General features: G+C 67.5%; 14 protein-coding genes and 1 pseudogene. 12 read left to right on the top strand and 3 right to left on the bottom strand.

Going from position 1 to position 21,341, the window contains the following annotated elements; all coding sequences use genetic code 11:
- The first annotated feature begins 25 nt into the window (after window positions 1-25).
- The 12 genes from secE to tuf all read left to right on the top strand — a co-directional run bounded on the left by secE (window position 26) and on the right by tuf (window position 17,693).
- Window positions 26-313: a preprotein translocase subunit SecE gene (secE, locus tag BKD26_RS12340; RefSeq protein ID WP_064069968.1), complete on the top strand. Its 288-nt coding sequence runs from the start codon at window positions 26-28 to the stop codon at window positions 311-313.
- 38 nt (window positions 314-351) lie between these two features.
- Window positions 352-1,260: a transcription termination/antitermination protein NusG gene (nusG, locus tag BKD26_RS12335; RefSeq protein ID WP_179166514.1), complete on the top strand. Its 909-nt coding sequence runs from the start codon at window positions 352-354 to the stop codon at window positions 1,258-1,260.
- 177 nt (window positions 1,261-1,437) lie between these two features.
- On the top strand, window positions 1,438-1,872 hold the full coding sequence (gene rplK, locus BKD26_RS12330; protein WP_064069966.1) for a 50S ribosomal protein L11: 435 nt from the start codon (window positions 1,438-1,440) through the stop codon (window positions 1,870-1,872).
- A gap of 79 nt (window positions 1,873-1,951) precedes the next feature.
- Window positions 1,952-2,680: a 50S ribosomal protein L1 gene (gene rplA / locus BKD26_RS12325; RefSeq protein WP_084897868.1), complete on the top strand. Its 729-nt coding sequence runs from the start codon at window positions 1,952-1,954 to the stop codon at window positions 2,678-2,680.
- A gap of 649 nt (window positions 2,681-3,329) precedes the next feature.
- Window positions 3,330-3,860 carry a 50S ribosomal protein L10 gene (gene rplJ, locus BKD26_RS12320; RefSeq protein ID WP_073753442.1) on the top strand — a complete coding sequence of 177 codons (531 nt, stop codon included), beginning with the start codon at window positions 3,330-3,332 and terminating at the stop codon, window positions 3,858-3,860.
- A gap of 112 nt (window positions 3,861-3,972) precedes the next feature.
- Complete coding sequence (gene rplL / locus BKD26_RS12315; RefSeq protein WP_084897867.1) at window positions 3,973-4,356, top strand: 50S ribosomal protein L7/L12; 384 nt, start codon at window positions 3,973-3,975, stop codon at window positions 4,354-4,356.
- A 540-nt stretch (window positions 4,357-4,896) separates the two neighbouring features.
- Complete coding sequence (rpoB, locus tag BKD26_RS12305; protein ID WP_084897866.1) at window positions 4,897-8,382, top strand: DNA-directed RNA polymerase subunit beta; 3,486 nt, start codon at window positions 4,897-4,899, stop codon at window positions 8,380-8,382.
- Window positions 8,383-8,478: 96 nt separating this feature from the next.
- A complete protein-coding gene (locus BKD26_RS12300) occupies window positions 8,479-12,378 on the top strand; it encodes a DNA-directed RNA polymerase subunit beta' (protein WP_084897865.1) in 3,900 nt (1,299 codons plus the stop codon).
- A gap of 964 nt (window positions 12,379-13,342) precedes the next feature.
- Window positions 13,343-13,714, top strand: coding sequence for a 30S ribosomal protein S12 (gene rpsL / locus BKD26_RS12295; protein WP_003948652.1), 372 nt, complete (start codon window positions 13,343-13,345; stop codon window positions 13,712-13,714).
- A gap of 2 nt (window positions 13,715-13,716) precedes the next feature.
- Window positions 13,717-14,187 carry a 30S ribosomal protein S7 gene (gene rpsG, locus BKD26_RS12290; RefSeq protein ID WP_031076642.1) on the top strand — a complete coding sequence of 157 codons (471 nt, stop codon included), beginning with the start codon at window positions 13,717-13,719 and terminating at the stop codon, window positions 14,185-14,187.
- Window positions 14,188-14,225: 38 nt separating this feature from the next.
- Window positions 14,226-16,352, top strand: coding sequence for an elongation factor G (gene fusA / locus BKD26_RS12285; protein ID WP_084897864.1), 2,127 nt, complete (start codon window positions 14,226-14,228; stop codon window positions 16,350-16,352).
- 147 nt (window positions 16,353-16,499) lie between these two features.
- Window positions 16,500-17,693, top strand: coding sequence for an elongation factor Tu (gene tuf / locus BKD26_RS12280; RefSeq protein WP_084897863.1), 1,194 nt, complete (start codon window positions 16,500-16,502; stop codon window positions 17,691-17,693).
- Between the two features lie 79 nt (window positions 17,694-17,772).
- Here the strand turns inward: tuf and BKD26_RS12275 are convergent, their stop codons facing one another.
- From BKD26_RS12275 to BKD26_RS12265, 3 genes and pseudogenes are all read right to left on the bottom strand, one after another.
- Window positions 17,773-19,803 (bottom strand): PIG-L family deacetylase, encoded by a 2,031-nt coding sequence (locus BKD26_RS12275; RefSeq protein ID WP_241518613.1) that lies wholly within the window; start codon window positions 19,801-19,803, stop codon window positions 17,773-17,775.
- Window positions 19,804-19,960: 157 nt separating this feature from the next.
- The gene (locus BKD26_RS12270; RefSeq protein WP_084897861.1) at window positions 19,961-20,410 is read right to left on the bottom strand and encodes a hypothetical protein; all 450 of its coding nucleotides are present in this window, start codon (window positions 20,408-20,410) and stop codon (window positions 19,961-19,963) included.
- Window positions 20,411-20,475: 65 nt separating this feature from the next.
- Window positions 20,476-21,131, bottom strand: a pseudogene (locus tag BKD26_RS12265) (hypothetical protein).
- Window positions 21,132-21,341 lie beyond the last annotated feature (210 nt).

Genomic DNA, 21,341 nt, shown 5'->3' with positions numbered 1-21,341 from the left:
GCCGACCCGGAATCAGGTGAGAGACGTGACGGATGCCGTAGGCTCCATCGACATGCCTGATGCCGAGGACGAAGCACAGGAGTCGAAGAAGAAGGGCCGCAAGGGCGGCAAGCGCGGAAAGAAGGGCCCGCTGGGCCGTCTCGCGCTCTTCTACCGTCAGATCGTTGCCGAGCTGCGCAAGGTCGTCTGGCCGACTCGCAGCCAGCTGACGACGTATACGACCGTCGTTATCGTCTTCGTCGTCATCATGATCGGTCTGGTTACCGTGATTGACCTCGGCTTCCAGGAAGCAGTCAAGTACGTCTTCGGCTGATTCCCGCGGAGGGCGCCCACCCCGGCGCCCCTTTTCGCATGTTCCACCCCATCTGTATCCAGGAAGAAGCAGCCACCGTGTCTGACCCGAACCTGAACGAGTCCGCCCAGGACGAGCTCGACGTCGTCGAGGCGGCCGACGAGGACCAGGCGGAAGCTGCGGACGCCGCTGTCGGCGAGGCCGCCGAGGACGCCGCGCTCCACGTCGAGGACGAGGGCGCGGACGAGGAGGCCGTCGAGGCCGAGGGCGCCGACGACGAGACCGCCGAGGCCGCTGCCGAGGTCGACGAGCCCGCCGAGGCCGAGGCCGAGGAGGAGCCCGCGGCTCCGGTCGACCCGATCGCTGCGCTCCGCGACGAACTGCGCGGTCTTCCCGGCGAGTGGTACGTCATCCACACCTACGCGGGCTACGAGAAGCGCGTGAAGGCCAACCTGGAGCAGCGCGCCGTCTCGCTGAACGTCGAGGACTTCATCTACCAGGCCGAGGTGCCCGAGGAAGAGATCGTCCAGATCAAGAACGGCGAGCGCAAGAACGTCCGGCAGAACAAGCTGCCCGGTTACGTTCTGGTCCGCATGGATCTGACGAACGAGTCCTGGGGTGTCGTCCGCAACACCCCCGGTGTCACCGGCTTCGTGGGCAACGCCTACGACCCGTACCCGCTGACCCTGGACGAGATCGTCAAGATGCTCGCCCCCGAGGCCGAGGAGAAGGCCGCCCGCGAGGCCGCCGAGGCCGAAGGCAAGCCGGCTCCGGCCCGCAAGGTCGAGGTCCAGGTGCTGGACTTCGAGGTCGGCGACTCGGTCACCGTCACCGACGGCCCGTTCGCCACGCTGCAGGCCACGATCAACGAGATCAACGCCGACTCGAAGAAGGTCAAGGGCCTCGTCGAGATCTTCGGCCGCGAGACCCCGGTCGAGCTCAGCTTCGACCAGATCCAGAAGAACTAGCTCCTTCGGGACGCAAGGTTCGCAAGGTTTCCGACCAGGTCAGACCGGGCTTCGCGCCCGTTCTGACCTGCTCGGTTTTTGGCCGCGCATGGATACCCGTTATCGTTGTGCGGTATGCCTCCATCCGGATGATCCGGACGGCGGCTGGAAAACTCTCACTAGGACCCGGAGAGAGCAATGCCTCCCAAGAAGAAGAAGGTCACGGGGCTTATCAAGCTCCAGATCCAGGCCGGCGCGGCCAACCCGGCTCCGCCGGTCGGCCCCGCCCTGGGTCAGCACGGCGTCAACATCATGGAGTTCTGCAAGGCCTACAACGCCGCGACCGAGTCGCAGCGTGGCATGGTCGTGCCGGTGGAGATCACGGTCTACGAGGACCGTTCCTTCACCTTCATCACCAAGACTCCGCCGGCCGCCAAGCTGATCCTCAAGGCCGCGGGTGTGGACAAGGGCTCCGGCGAGCCGCACAAGACCAAGGTCGCCAAGCTCACGAGCGCCCAGGTCCGCGAGATCGCCTCGGTCAAGCTGCCCGACCTGAACGCCAACGACCTGGACGCCGCCGAGAAGATCATCGCCGGCACCGCCCGTTCCATGGGCATCACGGTCGAGGGCTGAGCAGCCCCGTCTGACCTGTGGGAGGGCCACGCGCTGGCCCGGACCACAACTCCACACCTGAACCACACCAGGAGAAGCAGTGAAGCGCAGCAAGGCACTCCGCGGCGCGGACGCCAAGGTCGACCGGGAGCGTAACTACGCCCCCCTCGAGGCCGTCCGTCTCGCCAAGGACACCGCCGCCACCAAGTTCGACGGCACCGTCGAGGTCGCCTTCCGCCTGGGCGTTGACCCGCGCAAGGCCGACCAGATGGTCCGTGGCACCGTGAACCTTCCGCACGGCACCGGTAAGACCGCCCGGGTCCTGGTCTTCGCGACCGGTGACCGTGCTGCGGCCGCGGAAGCCGCGGGCGCCGACATCGTCGGCTCCGACGAACTGATCGACGAGATCTCCAAGGGCAACCGCCTGAACGAGTTCGACGCGGTCGTCGCCACCCCGGACCTCATGGGCAAGGTCGGCCGCCTCGGCCGCGTGCTCGGTCCGCGTGGTCTGATGCCGAACCCGAAGACCGGCACCGTCACGATGGATGTCGCCAAGGCTGTCAACGACATCAAGGGCGGCAAGATCGAGTTCCGTGTCGACAAGCACTCGAACCTCCACTTCATCATCGGCAAGGTTTCCTTCGACGAGACGAAGCTGGTCGAGAACTACGCGGCGGCGCTGGAGGAGATCCTCCGTCTGAAGCCGTCCGCCGCGAAGGGCCGCTACATCAAGAAGGCGACCCTCAGCACCACGATGGGCCCCGGCATCCCGCTGGACGCCAACCGCACCCGCAACCTCCTCGTCGAGGAGGACCCGGCCGCCGTCTGAATCTGACGGCAGTCGCGGGTCTCGCGTACTGAGGCCGGCCCCCGCAGCTCTCCGGAGCGGCGGGGGCCGGCTTGTTTCCCCGGGGCCGTGAGCCGCCCCGGCCTCCCACGCCCCCCACCTCTACCGGGCCGTCGCCATCGGGCCGTCGGCCTGCCGCGGCCGGGCCGAGGGCCAGGTCTTGCCCAGCCTCGCGCCGCCCCTGGCCCTGCGCCGTCCGGCTGATCCGGGCCCGTCTGCGCCGGCCCCCGGGGCCTGCCTCGGCTCATCGGTAGGGGGCCGCCGCTGGGCCGGGGGCCTGTGTCCTGGGCCTTCGCGATCGGCAGTGGTCGGTCCGCCGGGCTATGCGGGGAGCTGTGGCGGGGGTGGGCGGGTGGCCCGATTTGCCTGACGTCGGGGCGGTCCCGTACTCTTCCACAGAAGCCAAAGACCGCTGGTCGTTGCTGCGCTCGTCAGAGTCGCGGCGGCCGAAGGATCCGCTAGCTGCGGACGACCCGCGCAGGTGACCGTGGGATGTACTCCTGGACGTGCTCGTGAAAGAGCGCAGTCGGTTGAGTCACGCCCCGTGCGCCTGCGCCGGGGCGTTTCGTTTTGCCCAGTCTCCTTCCTTCAGCCCATGCGGTCCGAATCACCCGGAAGGAGGCCGAGGCTCATGGCGAGGCCCGACAAGTCTGCTGCGGTTGCCGAGCTGACGGACAAGTTCCGCAGCTCGAACGCCGCCGTGCTGACCGAGTACCGCGGTCTCACCGTGGCACAGCTCAAGCAGCTGCGCCGTTCGCTCGGTGAGAACGCCCAGTACGCCGTGGTGAAGAACACGCTGACCAAGATTGCGGCCAACGAGGCCGGGATCACGACGCTGGACGACCAGTTCGCTGGTCCGACGGCTGTCGCCTTCATCACCGGTGACCCGGTGGAGTCGGCGAAGGGTCTTCGTGACTTCGCCAAGGAGAACCCCAACCTGATCATCAAGGGCGGTGTCCTTGATGGCAAGGCACTCTCCGCCGATGAGATCAAGAAGCTTGCGGACCTCGAGTCCCGCGAGGTTCTGCTCGCCAAGCTGGCGGGCGCCATGAAGGGCAAGCAGTCCCAGGCTGCCGCGCTCTTCCAGGCGCTTCCCTCGAAGCTCGTCCGCACCGTGGACGCGCTCCGTGCCAAGCAGGCCGAGCAGGGCGGTGCCGAGTAATTCGGCTCGCGCATTGATCCGCGCCGCCTAGGCGTGGGTCGCAGCGGGCCCAACGTACGCCCGCCTCACATGTACACCCGGCACCAGCCGATTTAGTGGAAGGACCGCCATCATGGCGAAGCTGTCTCAGGAAGACCTGCTCGCGCAGTTCGAGGAGATGACCCTCATCGAGCTCGCCGCGTTCGTTTCGGCGTTCGAGGAGAAGTTCGACGTCACCGCCGCCGCTCCGGTCGCCGTTGCCGCCGCCGGTGCCCCGGGCGCCCCGGCCGAGGCCGCTGAGGAGAAGGACGAGTTCGACGTCATCCTCACCGGCGCCGGTGACAAGAAGATCCAGGTCATCAAGGTCGTGCGTGAGCTGACCTCCCTGGGCCTGAAGGAGGCCAAGGACCTCGTCGACGGCACCCCGAAGCCGGTCCTCGAGAAGGTCGCCAAGGAGGCCGCGGAGAAGGCTGCCGAGTCCCTCAAGGCTGCCGGCGCCTCCGTCGAGGTCAAGTAACACCTCGCGAGTCTCCTGACTCGCTCAGCGCCCCTCACAGGGCGTTTCGAAGGGCGATCACCCATCCGGGTGGTCGCCCTTCGGCGTTGCCGGGACGCCTGCCTTGCGTCGAGCCCCACGCGGAGTATGGTGATCTTCGCCGTGCGCCCCACATGGCCACACACGGCTGGGGGCCTTGACGAACCGCACGCCGCGCGCAATTCTCAGGACGCGCCGTCACAACGATCCGGATCCGAGGCATGGATCGACGGCCGAACGGGCAGTATCGATGTGCGCCAACGGCGCGAGGTGCCGCGGAGTTGAGAGCAACGAGGGAAGCGAATTACTCGCCCTGGACATCAGTGGGCCAAGTGGCTACACTGACCCTTTGCGCTGCCTGTTAGCTGCCCCCTGCCCGTCACCAGGGGCATCCCCTCGCAAGAGCACAGTTGACCGACTCTCCTGACCTGGTCTTTTGGCCGAAATCAGGAAGTCTGTCTCCGTGTCCGGCGAGGGACCGGTACGCGCGTAGTGAGTCCGAGCCCTCGGAAGGACCCCCTCTTGGCCGCCTCGCGCAACGCCTCGACCGCGAATACGAACAACGGCGCAAGCACCGCCCCGCTGCGCATCTCCTTTGCAAAGATCAAGGAGCCCCTCGAGGTTCCGAACCTCCTCGCGCTGCAGACCGAGAGCTTTGACTGGCTGCTCGGCAATGCCGCGTGGAAGGCTCGTGTCGAGGCGGCTCTGGAGTCCGGACAGGACGTCCCCACCAAGTCCGGTCTGGAGGAGATCTTCGAGGAGATCTCGCCGATCGAGGACTTCTCCGGGTCGATGTCGCTGACCTTCCGCGACCACCGCTTCGAGCCCCCGAAGAACTCGATCGACGAGTGCAAGGAGCGCGACTTCACGTACGCCGCGCCGCTCTTCGTCACGGCCGAGTTCACCAACAACGAGACCGGCGAGATCAAGTCCCAGACGGTCTTCATGGGCGACTTCCCGCTCATGACCAACAAGGGCACCTTCGTCATCAACGGCACCGAGCGTGTCGTGGTGTCGCAGCTCGTCCGCTCGCCGGGTGTCTACTTCGACTCCTCCATCGACAAGACGTCCGACAAGGACATCTTCTCCGCCAAGATCATCCCGTCCCGGGGTGCCTGGCTGGAGATGGAGATCGACAAGCGCGACATGGTCGGTGTCCGCATCGACCGCAAGCGCAAGCAGTCCGTGACCGTCCTCCTCAAGGCTCTCGGCTGGACCACCGAGCAGATCCTGCAGGAGTTCGGTGAGTACGAGTCCATGCGCGCCACCCTGGAGAAGGACCACACCCAGGGCCAGGACGACGCGCTGCTCGACATCTACCGCAAGCTGCGTCCGGGCGAGCCGCCGACGCGTGAGGCCGCTCAGACGCTGCTCGAGAACCTCTACTTCAACCCCAAGCGCTACGACCTCGCCAAGGTCGGCCGCTACAAGGTGAACAAGAAGCTCGGCGCCGACGAGCCGCTGGACGCCGGTGTGCTCACCACCGACGACATCATCGCCACCATCAAGTACCTGGTGAAGCTCCACGCGGGCGAGACCGAGACGGTGGGCGAGAACGGCACGCAGATCGTCGTCGAGACCGACGACATCGACCACTTCGGCAACCGCCGTCTGCGCAACGTGGGCGAGCTCATCCAGAACCAGGTCCGTACGGGTCTGGCGAGGATGGAGCGCGTCGTGCGTGAGCGCATGACGACGCAGGACGTCGAGGCGATCACGCCGCAGACCCTGATCAACATCCGGCCGGTCGTCGCCTCCATCAAGGAGTTCTTCGGCACCAGCCAGCTGTCGCAGTTCATGGACCAGAACAACCCGCTGTCGGGTCTCACCCACAAGCGCCGCCTGTCGGCTCTTGGCCCGGGTGGTCTGTCCCGTGAGCGGGCCGGCTTCGAGGTCCGTGACGTGCACCCGTCCCACTACGGCCGTATGTGCCCGATCGAGACGCCCGAAGGCCCGAACATCGGTCTGATCGGTTCGCTCGCCTCGTACGGACGCGTCAACGCGTTCGGTTTCGTCGAGACGCCGTACCGCAAGGTCGTCGAGGGCCAGGTCACCGACGAGGTCGACTACCTGACCGCCGACGAAGAGGACCGCTTCGTCATCGCCCAGGCCAACGCGCCGCTGACCGAGGAGCTCCGGTTCGCCGAGAACCGCGTCCTGGTCCGCCGTCGCGGTGGTGAGGTCGACTACGTCGCGCCCGACGACGTGGACTACATGGACGTCTCGCCGCGCCAGATGGTGTCGGTCGCGACCGCCATGATCCCGTTCCTCGAGCACGACGACGCCAACCGTGCCCTCATGGGCGCGAACATGATGCGCCAGGCCGTTCCGCTCATCAAGGCGGAGGCGCCGCTGGTCGGTACCGGCATGGAGTACCGCTGTGCCACCGACGCCGGCGACGTCATCAAGGCCGAGAAGGACGGTGTGATCCAGGAGGTTTCGGCCGACTACATCACCGTCGCCAACGACGACGGCACGTACACCACGTACCGCATCGCCAAGTTCTCCCGCTCCAACCAGGGCACCTCGGTCAACCAGAAGGTCGTCGTCTCCGAGGGCGACCGGGTGATCGAGGGCCAGGTCCTCGCCGACGGGCCGGCCACCGAGAACGGTGAGATGGCGCTCGGCAAGAACCTGCTGGTCGCGTTCATGCCGTGGGAGGGTCACAACTACGAGGACGCGATCATCCTGTCGCAGCGCCTCGTGCAGGACGACGTCCTCTCCTCGATCCACATCGAGGAGCACGAGGTCGACGCCCGTGACACCAAGCTCGGCCCCGAGGAGATCACCCGGGACATCCCGAACGTCTCCGAGGAGGTCCTCGCCGACCTCGACGAGCGCGGCATCATCCGTATCGGTGCCGAGGTCGTCGCCGGCGACATCCTCGTCGGCAAGGTCACGCCCAAGGGTGAGACCGAGCTGACGCCGGAGGAGCGCCTGCTCCGCGCGATCTTCGGTGAGAAGGCCCGTGAGGTCCGTGACACCTCGCTGAAGGTGCCGCACGGCGAGACCGGCAAGGTCATCGGCGTACGCGTCTTCGACCGCGAGGAGGGCGACGAGCTTCCCCCCGGTGTGAACCAGCTGGTGCGCGTGTACGTCGCGCAGAAGCGCAAGATCACCGACGGTGACAAGCTCGCCGGCCGTCACGGCAACAAGGGTGTTATCTCGAAGATCCTTCCCATCGAGGACATGCCGTTCCTCGAGGACGGAACTCCGGTCGACATCATCCTGAACCCGCTGGGTGTCCCGTCCCGAATGAACCCGGGACAGGTCCTGGAGATCCACCTCGGCTGGCTCGCCAGCCGCGGCTGGGACGTCTCCGGCCTCGCCGACGAGTGGGCGCAGCGCCTCCAGGCGATCGGCGCCGACAAGGTGGAGCCCGGTACCAACGTCGCCACCCCCGTCTTCGACGGTGCGCGTGAGGACGAGCTGGCCGGTCTGCTCCAGCACACCATCCCGAACCGCGACGGGGACCGGATGGTGCTGCCGACCGGTAAGGCCCGGCTGTTCGACGGCCGCTCCGGCGAGCCGTTCCCGGACCCGATCTCGGTCGGGTACATGTACATCCTCAAGCTCCACCACCTGGTCGACGACAAGCTGCACGCGCGTTCGACCGGCCCGTACTCGATGATCACCCAGCAGCCGCTGGGTGGTAAGGCTCAGTTCGGTGGCCAGCGCTTCGGTGAGATGGAGGTGTGGGCGCTGGAGGCTTACGGCGCCGCGTACGCCCTCCAGGAACTGCTGACGATCAAGTCCGACGACGTCACCGGCCGCGTGAAGGTCTACGAGGCCATCGTCAAGGGCGAGAACATCCCCGAGCCCGGCATCCCCGAGTCCTTCAAGGTGCTCATCAAGGAGATGCAGTCCCTGTGCCTCAACGTGGAGGTGCTGTCCTCGGACGGCATGTCCATCGAGATGCGCGACACCGACGAGGACGTCTTCCGCGCTGCGGAGGAGCTCGGCATCGACCTGTCCCGGCGCGAGCCGAGCAGCGTCGAAGAGGTCTGACGGGTCTGGTCGGGGCCTCCTCGTGAGGCCCCGGCCCTGCCCCGGACCCGTACAGACCATGATTGAGACACGAACCCTGAGAGGGATTGACGCATAGTGCTCGACGTCAACTTCTTCGACGAGCTGCGGATCGGCCTGGCCACCGCGGACGACATCCGTCAGTGGTCCCACGGCGAGGTCAAGAAGCCGGAGACCATCAACTACCGCACCCTGAAGCCCGAAAAGGACGGACTCTTCTGCGAGAAGATCTTCGGCCCGACCCGGGACTGGGAGTGCTACTGCGGCAAGTACAAGCGCGTCCGCTTCAAGGGCATCATCTGTGAGCGGTGTGGCGTCGAGGTCACCCGCGCCAAGGTGCGCCGTGAGCGGATGGGCCACATCGAGCTGGCCGCTCCCGTCACCCACATCTGGTACTTCAAGGGCGTCCCGTCCCGGCTGGGCTACCTGCTGGACCTCGCCCCGAAGGACCTGGAGAAGGTCATCTACTTCGCGGCGTACATGATCACGTACGTCGACGAGGAGCGCCGCACGCGCGACCTGCCCTCGCTGGAGGCCCACGTCTCCGTCGAGCGCCAGCAGATCGAGAACCGCCGCGACGCCGACCTCGAGGCCCGCGCCAAGAAGCTCGAGACCGACCTGGCCGAGCTGGAGGCCGAGGGCGCCAAGGCCGACGTGCGCCGCAAGGTGCGCGAGGGCGCCGAGCGCGAGATGAAGCAGCTGCGCGACCGTGCCCAGCGCGAGATCGACCGTCTCGACGAGGTGTGGAACCGCTTCAAGAACCTCAAGGTCCAGGACCTGGAGGGCGACGAGCTGCTCTACCGCGAGCTGCGCGACCGCTTCGGTACCTACTTCGACGGTTCGATGGGTGCCGCGGCGCTGCAGAAGCGCCTGGAGTCCTTCGACCTCGACGAGGAGGCCGAGAAGCTCCGCGAGATCATCCGTACGGGCAAGGGCCAGAAGAAGACCCGTGCGCTGAAGCGGCTGAAGGTCGTGTCCGCGTTCCTGCAGACCTCCAACAGCCCCAAGGGCATGGTCCTGGACTGCGTCCCGGTCATCCCGCCGGACCTGCGTCCGATGGTGCAGCTGGACGGTGGCCGCTTCGCGACCTCCGACCTGAACGACCTGTACCGCCGTGTCATCAACCGCAACAACCGCCTCAAGCGTCTCCTTGACCTCGGTGCCCCCGAGATCATCGTGAACAACGAGAAGCGGATGCTGCAGGAGGCCGTCGACGCGCTGTTCGACAACGGCCGCCGCGGTCGCCCGGTCACCGGTCCCGGTAACCGCCCGCTGAAGTCCCTCAGCGACATGCTGAAGGGCAAGCAGGGTCGCTTCCGTCAGAACCTGCTCGGTAAGCGAGTCGACTACTCGGCGCGTTCCGTCATCGTCGTCGGCCCGCAGCTGAAGCTGCACCAGTGCGGTCTGCCCAAGGCCATGGCGCTGGAGCTCTTCAAGCCGTTCGTGATGAAGCGCCTCGTCGACCTGAACCACGCGCAGAACATCAAGTCGGCCAAGCGCATGGTCGAGCGCGGCCGCACCGTGGTGTACGACGTCCTCGAAGAGGTCATCGCCGAGCACCCGGTGCTGCTGAACCGTGCGCCCACGCTGCACCGCCTCGGCATCCAGGCCTTCGAGCCGCAGCTGGTCGAGGGCAAGGCCATCCAGATCCACCCGCTCGTCTGCACCGCGTTCAACGCGGACTTCGACGGTGACCAGATGGCCGTGCACCTGCCGCTGTCCGCGGAGGCGCAGGCCGAGGCCCGCATCCTGATGCTGTCCTCGAACAACATCCTCAAGCCGGCCGACGGCCGTCCGGTCACCATGCCGACCCAGGACATGGTGCTGGGCCTCTTCTTCCTCACCACGGACGAGGAGGAGCGCGAGGTCAAGGGCGAGGGCCGGGCCTTCAACTCCAGCGCCGAAGCGATCATGGCGTTCGACATGGGCGAGCTCTCGCTCCAGGCGAAGGTCGACATCCGCTTCCCGATCGGCACCGTCCCGCCGCGTGGCTGGACCCCGCCGGTCGCGGAGGAGGGCGAGCCGGAGTGGCAGCAGGGTGACTCGTTCCGTCTGCGGACGACCCTGGGCCGTGCGCTCTTCAACGAGCTGCTGCCCGAGGACTACCCGTTCGTCGACTACTCGGTCGGCAAGAAGCAGCTCTCCGAGATCGTCAACGACCTCGCCGAGCGCTACCCCAAGGTCATCGTGGCGGCGACGCTCGACAACCTGAAGGCGGCCGGCTTCTACTGGGCCACCCGTTCCGGTGTCACCGTCGCCATCTCCGACGTCGTCGTCCCCGAGGCGAAGAAGGAGATCGTCAAGTCGTACGAGGCTCAGGACGAGAAGGTCCAGAAGCAGTACGAGCGCGGTCTGATCACCAAGGACGAGCGCACGCAGGAGCTCATCGCGATCTGGACCAAGGCGACCAACGAGGTCGCCGAGGCGATGAACGACAACTTCCCGAAGACCAACCCGATCTTCATGATGGTGAACTCGGGTGCACGAGGCAACATGATGCAGATGCGTCAGATTGCCGGTATGCGTGGTCTGGTGTCGAACGCGAAGAACGAGACCATCCCGCGGCCCATCAAGGCGTCGTTCCGTGAGGGTCTGTCCGTGCTGGAGTACTTCATCTCCACGCACGGTGCCCGAAAGGGTCTCGCGGACACCGCCCTGCGTACCGCCGACTCGGGTTACCTGACCCGTCGTCTGGTGGACGTCTCGCAGGACGTGATCATCCGCGAGGAGGACTGCGGCACCGAGCGCGGTCTGAAGCTGCGGATCGCCGAGCGTGACGCCGCCGGTGTGCTGCGCAAGGCGGACGACGTCGAGACGTCCGTGTACGCGCGGATGCTCGCCGAGGACGTCGTCGTCGACGGCAAGGTCATCGCGCCGGCCAACGTCGACCTGGGTGACGTGCTCATCGACGCCCTGGTCAACGCGGGTGTCGAGGAGGTCAAGACCCGCTCGGTCCTGACCTGCGAGTCCGCGGTCGGCACCTGTGCCTTCTGCTACGGCCGTTCGCTCGCCACCGGCAAGCTGGTCGACATCGGTGAGGCGGTCGGCATCATCGCCGCCCAGTCCATCGGTGAGCCCGGTACGCAGCTGACGATGCGTACCTTCCACACCGGTGGTGTGGCCGGTGACGACATCACCCAGGGTCTGCCCCGTGTCGTCGAGCTCTTCGAGGCTCGTACGCCGAAGGGTGTCGCCCCGATCTCCGAGGCCTCCGGCCGCGTACGGATCGAGGAGACCGAGAAGACCAAGAAGATCGTCGTCACCCCGGACGACGGCAGCGACGAGACGGCCTACCCGATCTCGAAGCGCGCCAAGGTCCTGGTGCACGAGGGCGACCACGTCGAGGTGGGCCAGAAGCTCACCGCGGGTGCCACCAACCCGCACGACGTGCTGCGCATCCTCGGCCAGCGTGCCGTCCAGGTCCACTTGGTCGGCGAGGTCCAGAAGGTCTACAACTCGCAGGGCGTGTCGATCCACGACAAGCACATCGAGATCATCATCCGGCAGATGCTGCGCCGTGTGACGATCATCGAGTCCGGCGACGCGGAGCTCCTGCCGGGTGAGCTGGTCGAGCGGTCGAAGTTCGAGTCCGAGAACCGTCGTGTGGTCACCGAGGGCGGTCACCCCGCCTCCGGCCGTCCGCAGCTGATGGGTATCACCAAGGCGTCGCTGGCGACGGAGTCGTGGCTGTCCGCGGCCTCCTTCCAGGAGACGACCAGGGTCCTGACGGACGCGGCGATCAACGCCAAGTCCGACTCCCTGATCGGCCTCAAGGAGAACGTCATCATCGGTAAGCTCATCCCGGCCGGTACGGGCCTGTCCCGCTACCGCAACATCCGGGTCGAGCCGACCGAGGAGGCCAAGGCCGCGATGTACTCGGCCGTCGGCTACGACGACATCGACTACTCGCCGTTCGGCACAGGCTCCGGCCAGGCCGTTCCGCTGGAGGACTACGACTACGGTCCGTACAACCAGTAGTAGTTGCTGCTTTGCCAGGAAGGGCGGCCACCCCGTTTCGCACGGGGTGGCCGCCCTTCCGCGTTTTCAGCGGGTGGGCTGGAGGCGGTGCAGCCGGGTGTGGTGGTCCCGGCCGCAGCCTGCGGCTGCTGCTGTTCCGCCTGGTTCAGCTTGTCCAGGCCCGGCCACCGCCGCCCGTGCCAGCACCCCCGGGCCCGCCCCAGCTGCCGCCACCGGCCCGCCTGCCGCCCGGCCATGCCCACCGGCACCGGCACAGCCGCCGCACGTACCAGTGATACTCGGCCGGCCGCCACCGGCCCGCCGCCCGGCCCCCGGCCCGCCGCCCGGCCCACGGCCGCGACCACCGGCCCGGCCACCGCCGCCCGTGCTAGCGGCCCCGGGCCCGCCCCAGCTGCCGCCACCGCCGCCCGCGCCCCGGCCCGCCGTCGCCCGCGCCCCCGGCCCGCCACCGTCCCAGCCGGCGCCCCGCCCGCCGCCCGGTCCGCCGGCGTGGCCGTCGGCGGGCCGGGCGGTGGCATGGCGCCAGCCGCCACCATCCACGCCGGCGCCTTCGTCCGTGCCGCCCGCGCAGCCGCCTCCGCCGGATCAATTCGCCGCCGTCATGGGTCCCCCGGTTCGTCGAGCGACCGATCAACGAACGGAAGGCGCGGCCCCGCGTGGGCGCGAATGAACAGATCGAGCCACGAACGGTCGTATCCGGGATGATCGAATCCGGCGTGTCGCTGCCGTCCGCATTTGTTTTGACCGAAGTCCGTGAGGTAGGTACGCTCAGACCTTGTGCCTGGGGTGTGCCTGGGCTCCTGTGCGTGTCCTCAACCGCACGGCGAGTCGAGCATCGGCCACCGCAATCTGCGCCCCTTTCCGCCATGCGGCGGAAGTCCGCAGTATTCGACACACCCGACCGCGTGGGTCGGCGACGTTCCAGGTTAGTTTTACTACACGGCACACAGAAACCGGAGAAGTAGTGCCTACGATCCAGCAGCTGGTCCGGAAGGGCCGGCAGGACAAGGTCGAGAAGAACAAGACGCCCGCACTCGAGGGTTCCCCTCAGCGCCGCGGCGTCTGCACGCGTGTGTTCACGACCACCCCGAAGAAGCCGAACTCGGCCCTCCGCAAGGTCGCGCGTGTGCGTCTGACCAGCGGGATCGAGGTCACGGCTTACATCCCGGGTGAGGGACACAACCTGCAGGAGCACTCCATCGTGCTCGTGCGTGGTGGCCGTGTGAAGGACCTGCCGGGTGTTCGCTACAAGATCATCCGCGGCTCGCTCGACACCCAGGGTGTCAAGAACCGCAAGCAGGCCCGCAGCCGCTACGGCGCCAAGAAGGAGAAGTAAGAATGCCTCGTAAGGGCCCCGCCCCGAAGCGCCCGGTCATCATCGACCCGGTCTACGGCTCTCCTCTGGTGACCTCGCTCATCAACAAGATCCTGCTGAACGGCAAGCGCTCCACCGCCGAGCGGATCGTCTACGGCGCCATGGAAGGCCTCCGCGAGAAGACCGGCAACGACCCGGTCATCACGCTGAAGCGCGCCCTCGAGAACGTCAAGCCGTCTCTCGAGGTCAAGTCCCGCCGCGTCGGTGGCGCCACCTACCAGGTGCCGATCGAGGTCAAGCCCGGTCGCGCCTCCACGCTCGCGCTGCGCTGGCTCGTGGGTTACTCCCGCGCCCGTCGCGAGAAGACCATGACCGAGCGCCTCATGAACGAGCTCCTCGACGCCTCCAACGGCCTCGGTGCTTCGGTCAAGAAGCGTGAGGACACGCACAAGATGGCCGAGTCCAACAAGGCCTTCGCGCACTACCGCTGGTAGTCGCACCCACATCGAGACCGAGAGAAGACTGAAGCCTTATGGCTACCACTTCGCTTGACCTGGCCAAGGTCCGCAACATCGGGATCATGGCCCACATCGACGCGGGCAAGACGACCACCACCGAGCGGATCCTGTTCTACACCGGTGTCTCTTACAAGATCGGTGAAGTCCACGACGGCGCTGCCACCATGGACTGGATGGAGCAGGAGCAGGAGCGCGGCATCACGATCACGTCCGCCGCGACGACCTGCCACTGGCCGCTGGAAGACGTTGACCACACCATCAACATCATCGACACCCCGGGCCACGTCGACTTCACCGTCGAGGTGGAGCGTTCGCTCCGCGTGCTCGACGGTGCGGTGACGGTGTTCGACGGCGTCGCCGGCGTTGAGCCGCAGTCCGAGACCGTGTGGCGTCAGGCGGACCGCTACGGCGTTCCGCGTATCTGCTTCGTCAACAAGCTCGACCGCACCGGCGCCGAGTTCCACCGTTGTGTCGACATGATCAGCGACCGCCTGGGCGCGCAGCCGATCGTCATGCAGCTCCCGATCGGCGCCGAGGCCGACTTCAAGGGCGTCATCGACCTCGTTCGTATGAAGGCCCTGGTCTGGTCCGCCGAGGCGGCCAAGGGTGAGATGTACGACATCGTCGACATCCCGGACACCCACACCGAGGCTGCCGAGGAGTACCGCGGCAAGCTGCTCGAGGCCGTGGCCGAGAACGACGAAGAGATCATGGAGCTGTACCTGGAGGGCCAGGAGCCGTCCGAGGAGCAGTTGTACGCCGCGATCCGTCGTATCACCATCGCCTCCGGCAAGGGCACCGGCACCACGGTGACTCCGGTGTTCTGTGGCACCGCGTTCAAGAACAAGGGCGTTCAGCCCCTGCTCGACGCGGTCGTGCGCTACCTGCCGTCGCCCGTCGACATCGAGGCCATCGAGGGCCACGACGTCAAGGACGCGGAGACGGTCGTCAAGCGCAAGCCGTCCGACGACGAGCCGCTGTCGGCGCTGGCGTTCAAGATCATGAGCGACCCGCACCTCGGCAAGCTCACCTTCGTCCGGATCTACTCCGGTCGCCTGGAGTCCGGCACCTCGGTGCTGAACTCGGTCAAGGGCAAGAAGGAGCGCATCGGCAAGATCTACCGTATGCACGCGAACAAGCGTGAGGAGATCGAGTCGGTGGGCGCCGGCGACATCATCGCCGTCATGGGTCTGAAGCAGACCACGACCGGTGAGACGCTGTGCGACGAGAAGAAGCCGGTGATCCTGGAGTCCATGGACTTCCCGGCGCCGGTCATCGAGGTCGCCATCGAGCCCAAGTCCAAGGGTGACCAGGAGAAGCTGGGTGTCGCCATCCAGCGTCTCGCGGAGGAGGACCCCTCCTTCCAGGTGCACACCAACGAGGAGACCGGCCAGACCGTCATCGGCGGTATGGGCGAGCTTCACCTCGAGGTGCTCGTCGACCGCATGAAGCGCGAGTTCAAGGTCGAGGCCAACGTCGGTAAGCCGCAGGTCGCGTACCGTGAGACGATCCGCAAGGCCGTCGAGCGCGTGGACTACACCCACAAGAAGCAGACCGGTGGTACCGGTCAGTTCGCCAAGGTGCAGATCGCGGTCGAGCCGATCGAGGGCGGCGACGCCTCGTACGAGTTCGTCAACAAGGTCACCGGTGGCCGTATCCCGAAGGAATACATTCCTTCGGTGGACGCCGGCTGCCAGGAGGCCATGCAGTTCGGCATCCTCGCGGGCTACGAGATGACGGGCGTCCGCGTCACGCTTCTCGACGGTGCCTACCACGAGGTCGACTCCTCCGAGCTCGCCTTCAAGATCGCCGGTTCGCAGGCCTTCAAGGAGGCCGCGCGCAAGGCGTCCCCCGTGCTCCTTGAGCCGATGATGGCCGTCGAGGTCACCACGCCCGAGGACTACATGGGCGATGTCATCGGTGACATCAACTCCCGCCGTGGCCAGATCCAGGCCATGGAGGAGAGGGCCGGCGCCCGGGTCGTCAAGGGCCTGGTGCCGCTCTCGGAGATGTTCGGCTACGTCGGCGACCTCCGCAGCAAGACCTCGGGTCGCGCAAGCTACTCGATGCAGTTCGACTCCTACGCCGAGGTTCCGCGGAACGTCGCCGAGGAGATCATCGCGAAGGCCAAAGGCGAGTAACTCTCCCGAGTACACGCTTTAGGCTTGACACCATCCGCCGGGGCTCCGCCCCGAACCCGAGGCAGGGTCCCGGCGGGTGGCCACCCAGCAAAGATCACCTGGCGCCGATGAGTAAGGCGTACCAGAACCACTCTCAGGAGGAACCCCGTGGCGAAGGCGAAGTTCGAGCGGACTAAGCCGCACGTCAACATCGGCACCATCGGTCACATCGACCACGGTAAGACGACCCTCACGGCCGCCATTACCAAGGTGCTGCACGACGCGTACCCGGACCTGAACGAGGCCTCGGCCTTCGACCAGATCGACAAGGCCCCTGAGGAGCGCCAGCGCGGTATCACCATCTCCATCGCGCACGTCGAGTACCAGACCGAGTCGCGTCACTACGCCCACGTCGACTGCCCCGGTCACGCGGACTACATCAAGAACATGATCACCGGTGCGGCCCAGATGGACGGCGCCATCCTCGTGGTCGCCGCCACCGACGGCCCGATGCCGCAGACCAAGGAGCACGTGCTCCTGGCCCGCCAGGTCGGCGTTCCGTACATCGTCGTCGCCCTGAACAAGGCCGACATGGTGGACGACGAGGAGATCCTGGAGCTCGTCGAGCTCGAGGTCCGTGAGCTCCTCACCGAGTACGAGTTCCCGGGCGACGACGTTCCGGTCGTCAAGGTCTCGGCGCTCAAGGCGCTCGAGGGCGACGCCGAGTGGGGCGAGTCCGTCCTCAAGCTCATGGCCGCCGTCGACGAGGCGATCCCGCAGCCCGAGCGTGACGTCGACAAGCCGTTCCTGATGCCGATCGAGGACGTCTTCACGATCACCGGTCGCGGTACGGTCGTCACCGGCCGTATCGAGCGTGGTGTCCTCAAGGTCAACGAGACTGTCGACATCATCGGCATCAAGACCGAGAAGACCACCACCACGGTCACCGGTATCGAGATGTTCCGCAAGCTGCTCGACGAGGGGCAGGCCGGTGAGAACGTCGGTCTGCTCCTCCGTGGCATCAAGCGCGAGGATGTCGAGCGCGGCCAGTGCATCATCAAGCCGGGCTCGGTCACCCCGCACACCGAGTTCGAGGCGCAGGCCTACATCCTGTCCAAGGACGAGGGTGGCCGCCACACGCCGTTCTTCAACAACTACCGCCCGCAGTTCTACTTCCGTACCACGGACGTGACCGGCGTCGTGACCCTCCCCGAGGGCACCGAGATGGTCATGCCGGGCGACAACACCACCATGACGGTCTCGCTGATCCAGCCGGTCGCCATGGAGGAGGGCCTGAAGTTCGCCATCCGTGAGGGTGGCCGGACCGTCGGCGCCGGCCAGGTCACCAAGATCACGAAGTAATTCTGGTCTGACCTGGTAGCTCGCCGCAGAGCTGCAAGAAGGGCCCCGCACCGTGAGGTGCGGGGCCCTTCGCGTTGTCTCAGCCTTCGGTACGGGGCTCCGGTGTCCAGGTCCATGGATGGGCGTCCGCGCCCAGTCCTATGGCGAGGGTGCCGTGCCGGCCGCCCGCGTGGAGGGTGGCCGACTCCAGGGCCACGGCGCCCTGCGTACGGGTGGCGAGGCGGCCCGCCGGGGTGCGGATCTGGATGCGGCCGCGGAGGTCCTTGCCGAGGAGGACCGGGCCCTGGGGGGTGGTGGTCGCGGCGACGGGGCCGTAGCCGTCGAGGACGGCCCTGGGTAGCGGGGTGCCGTCGAGACGTACCGCCGTCAGGTCCTTCTCGGTGGGCGCGCGGTAGTACAGCGCCAGGCCGCCGTCGCGGGTCGCGGCCACCGCCACGGGGCCGCCGGAGACGGGGATGGTGTCACCGGCGCGGGAGATGACCGGGCCGCCCTGGGCATCCTGCGTCCAGTGGTGGACGCTCTCGCGGCCGGCCGCGAACAGGTGGACGCGGCCGGTGCCGTCCACCGCCGCCGACAGCCCGTCCTGCACCTCGGCCCCGCCCAGGTCCAGCCACGGCCCCCACGTCCCGTCCGCCTCCCGGATCCGGCCGCTGATGCCCTTGTCCGCGTCGCGTACGAAGAGGTGGACCCGGCCGTCCCGGTCGGCCACCGCCACCGGAACGCCCAGCCGGCGCCCCCGGTCGTCGCCGCGCTCCGGGTTGCCCAGCCCCGTCCAGGCGAGGAACGGCCCGCCCGGCTCCCGCTGCTCCAGCAGCACGATCTCGCGCTTGTTCGGTCCGCCGTGCCCGCCGAGCGCGGCGAACCGGAGCCCGAACAGCAACTGCCGGCCGTCCTTCAGGGTCACCCCGCCGAGCCCGGGCGCCAGCGGCCCGCCGCCCAGGTCGCCGGGCTCGCCCCACTGGCCGCTGCCGGGTTCCGTCTCGCGCCAGCGCACGGCGCGGAGGCCCAGCACCCCGTACACGGCGAGCCGCCCGTCCGGCTCGGTGGCCACGACGGGGCCGGCGCCGGGGTAGCGGTAGTGGGTGGCCCGTACCCAGCCCTTCTTGTTGGTGAGCGGGCGGATCCCGCCGACGTTGTAGTCGCCGCAGCCGCCGCTGTTGCCGCAACTCCAGGACGGGTCGCCGCCGTACGGGACGAGGTGCGCGGCCTTCTCCTTGAGCACCGGCTCCGGGAGGTTCTTGGGCCAGTGGCGGTTGTAGTAGCCGCGGAAGGAGGTGGTGACGAAGGCGGGGATCGCACCGCCGTCCTTCGTCGCGTCGGCCACCCAGCGGACCATGGCGGCCCAGGAGAAGGACGCGACGGCTGTGTGGTCGGCGTGGTCCGAGTAGCCGCGCTGCTCGGAGTCCTTCTTCCGGGTCTGCTCGTCGCTGTCCTGGATGTCGGGGTCCGGGTCCAGCGTGTGGATCACGGTCGGCTGGTAGCGCTCCATGAGCCCGACCAGGACATCGACGAGCGCGTCGTAGTCGTACGTATCGGCCTTGCGTACGGGGGAGTCGTCGGCCACCACGGTCCTGAGGCCCAGCGCCCGGTCCTTCCACAGGCTCGGCAGCGCCATCCAGCGGCGCGGGGCGTGCATGGAGAGGTTGAGGAAGATCAGCTCGACGCGGCGGCTGCCGTGGGTGAGGGTGTTGATCTCGGCACGGCGGTCACCGCGGAGGGTGATGACGCCCTTGTGCCACCTGGTGAACTTGTCGAGGCCGAGCATGGTCGCGTACGCCTGGCGGAGCCCCTGGTGGCGGGCGGAGGAGTAGGCGGCCTTGTCGCTGGGGGTGTCCTTGCGCCCGGGTATGTGGTTCTTGCCGTCGTGCTCGCCGGCGGTGACGTATATCGACACCAGCGGGACGCCCGCGTCCACCATCCGCTGGCTGTCCGGGTTCATGAAGTACAGGTCGTCGTCCGGATGCGCCGCGATCTGCATCAGCTGGGCGCGCCGCGAGCTGGTGATCGGGATCCCCGGCGCCGGATCGGCCATCGGCCCACTGCGCCGCGGCGCGGGCACGGAACACCCGGCCACGGCGGCCAGTGCGACTGCCGCGGCGGAGGCGAGCACGCCCCGCCGCCGAAAAACGGCAGGGCGCGGCCCTGCCCCCCATATGTGGTCCACGTCCTGCTTCCCCCGTGTGCGTAACCGCCCGCGTTCTGCGGTCGGTTAGACGGAAAACCGGGGGACGGGGTTGCCCGGATGCCGGGCGGTGTTCAGGCGCCGGTTACTTCAGCGCGTACTTGCACATGCTGGACGAGGGGTCCTTGTCATTGGCGCCCTTGTTGTCGGCGACCTTCTTGCCGTCCACCGTGATCACACAGGGCGCCGCCTTCAGCGTGCCGTCGGCAGCTTGCACCGATCCGGGCACCACGGACACCACGGTGCCGACCTTCTTCTCGGCCTCGGTCGTGAACGTGATGGTGGCCGTCTTCTTCCAGGGCAGGGTCACCTGCTCGCCCTTGTTGGTGTCCAGGTTGTAGTACACGAGCGCCGACCCGGTGCCCTGGACTTCGAGGGTGACCTGGTGGCTGACGGGGCCGTCGCCCTTCGCCGCCTCGGACGGCTTCGCGGCGGACGGCTTCGTGGTGGGCTTCGGATCGTCGGCGCTGCCGCCGCAGCCCGTCAGGAGGGCGGCGGTGAGGACGAGGGCGGCGGTGGTCACTGTCTTGCGCATGATTCCCCCTTGTGGATGAACCCGTTGATCATAATTCCGGGCCCGGTACGGGGGAGTGGGGGCCGCTACTCGTCCGCGAAGATGTCGGCGGCAGCGGTGGCGGTGACCGCGCGTGTGAGCCAGCCCCGCAGAAGCTCGGGGTCGTCGCAGTCGGTGATGCGCTCGCGGGCCGCGTCGGGGACGTCGATGCCGCGCTGCTCCAGGACGATCAGGATGTCCTCGGCACGGCTCTTTGCCCGGATCCCTTCCGAGACGGGCGACTTGTAGAACGACAGGTCCACGGCCATCAGGGTGCCTCCACAGTTGTGCGGCTGGGCGCTTGCCCAGGCCTTGTGCGATGAGTTCGGCGAGGGGGTGGGACAGCTCTTCGGGTGTTTCGCGCAGCGCGCTGGAGACTGCCTTCAGTATGGCAGCGACGTCCGGATTGTCGGCGTGAGTGATGGCGGCCAGGGTGGTGAGGGCCAGGTCTTTGCGGGCCTCGGCGGTGTTGCGGATCACGGGCATGTTGTGGGGGCCCGCCACCAGTGGGGCGAAGGGTGAGGGAGGCCGACTGCCGGGGACCGATGTGGACCGGCCGGGCGGCCCATTCGGCCGTGGAGCGGTCCTGGCAGACGACCAGCAGCACGGGCGGCCGCTGGTACTTCGCGTTGAGGTACGACAGGTAGTACGCCCAGCTCGCGGGCTTGGAGAGGTCCTTCTTGCCTTGAGCCTCGACGGCCAGGAGGAAGGAGCCCTCGTCCTCGGTGTCGAAGAGCAGCAGCGTGTCCACGCGGCGTTCGAGGGGGCGGGCCTCGGTGAGGTCGGTGGGCAGGATCTGGACTGAGACGGGCGGGGGGAACGGGACGCCCAGCACCTCCGAAACACCGGAGAAGAGCCCCGGGTACTCCTGGAAGATGCGGTGCATCGCCTCATGTGGGGAACTGACCACGGG

The organism is Streptomyces sp. CB03238 (assembly GCF_002099185.1).
Taxonomy (GTDB): Bacteria; Actinomycetota; Actinomycetes; order Streptomycetales; family Streptomycetaceae; genus Streptomyces.
The sequence above is the reverse complement of the archived record's forward strand: the minus strand, read 5'-3'. Positions and strand labels throughout refer to the sequence as shown.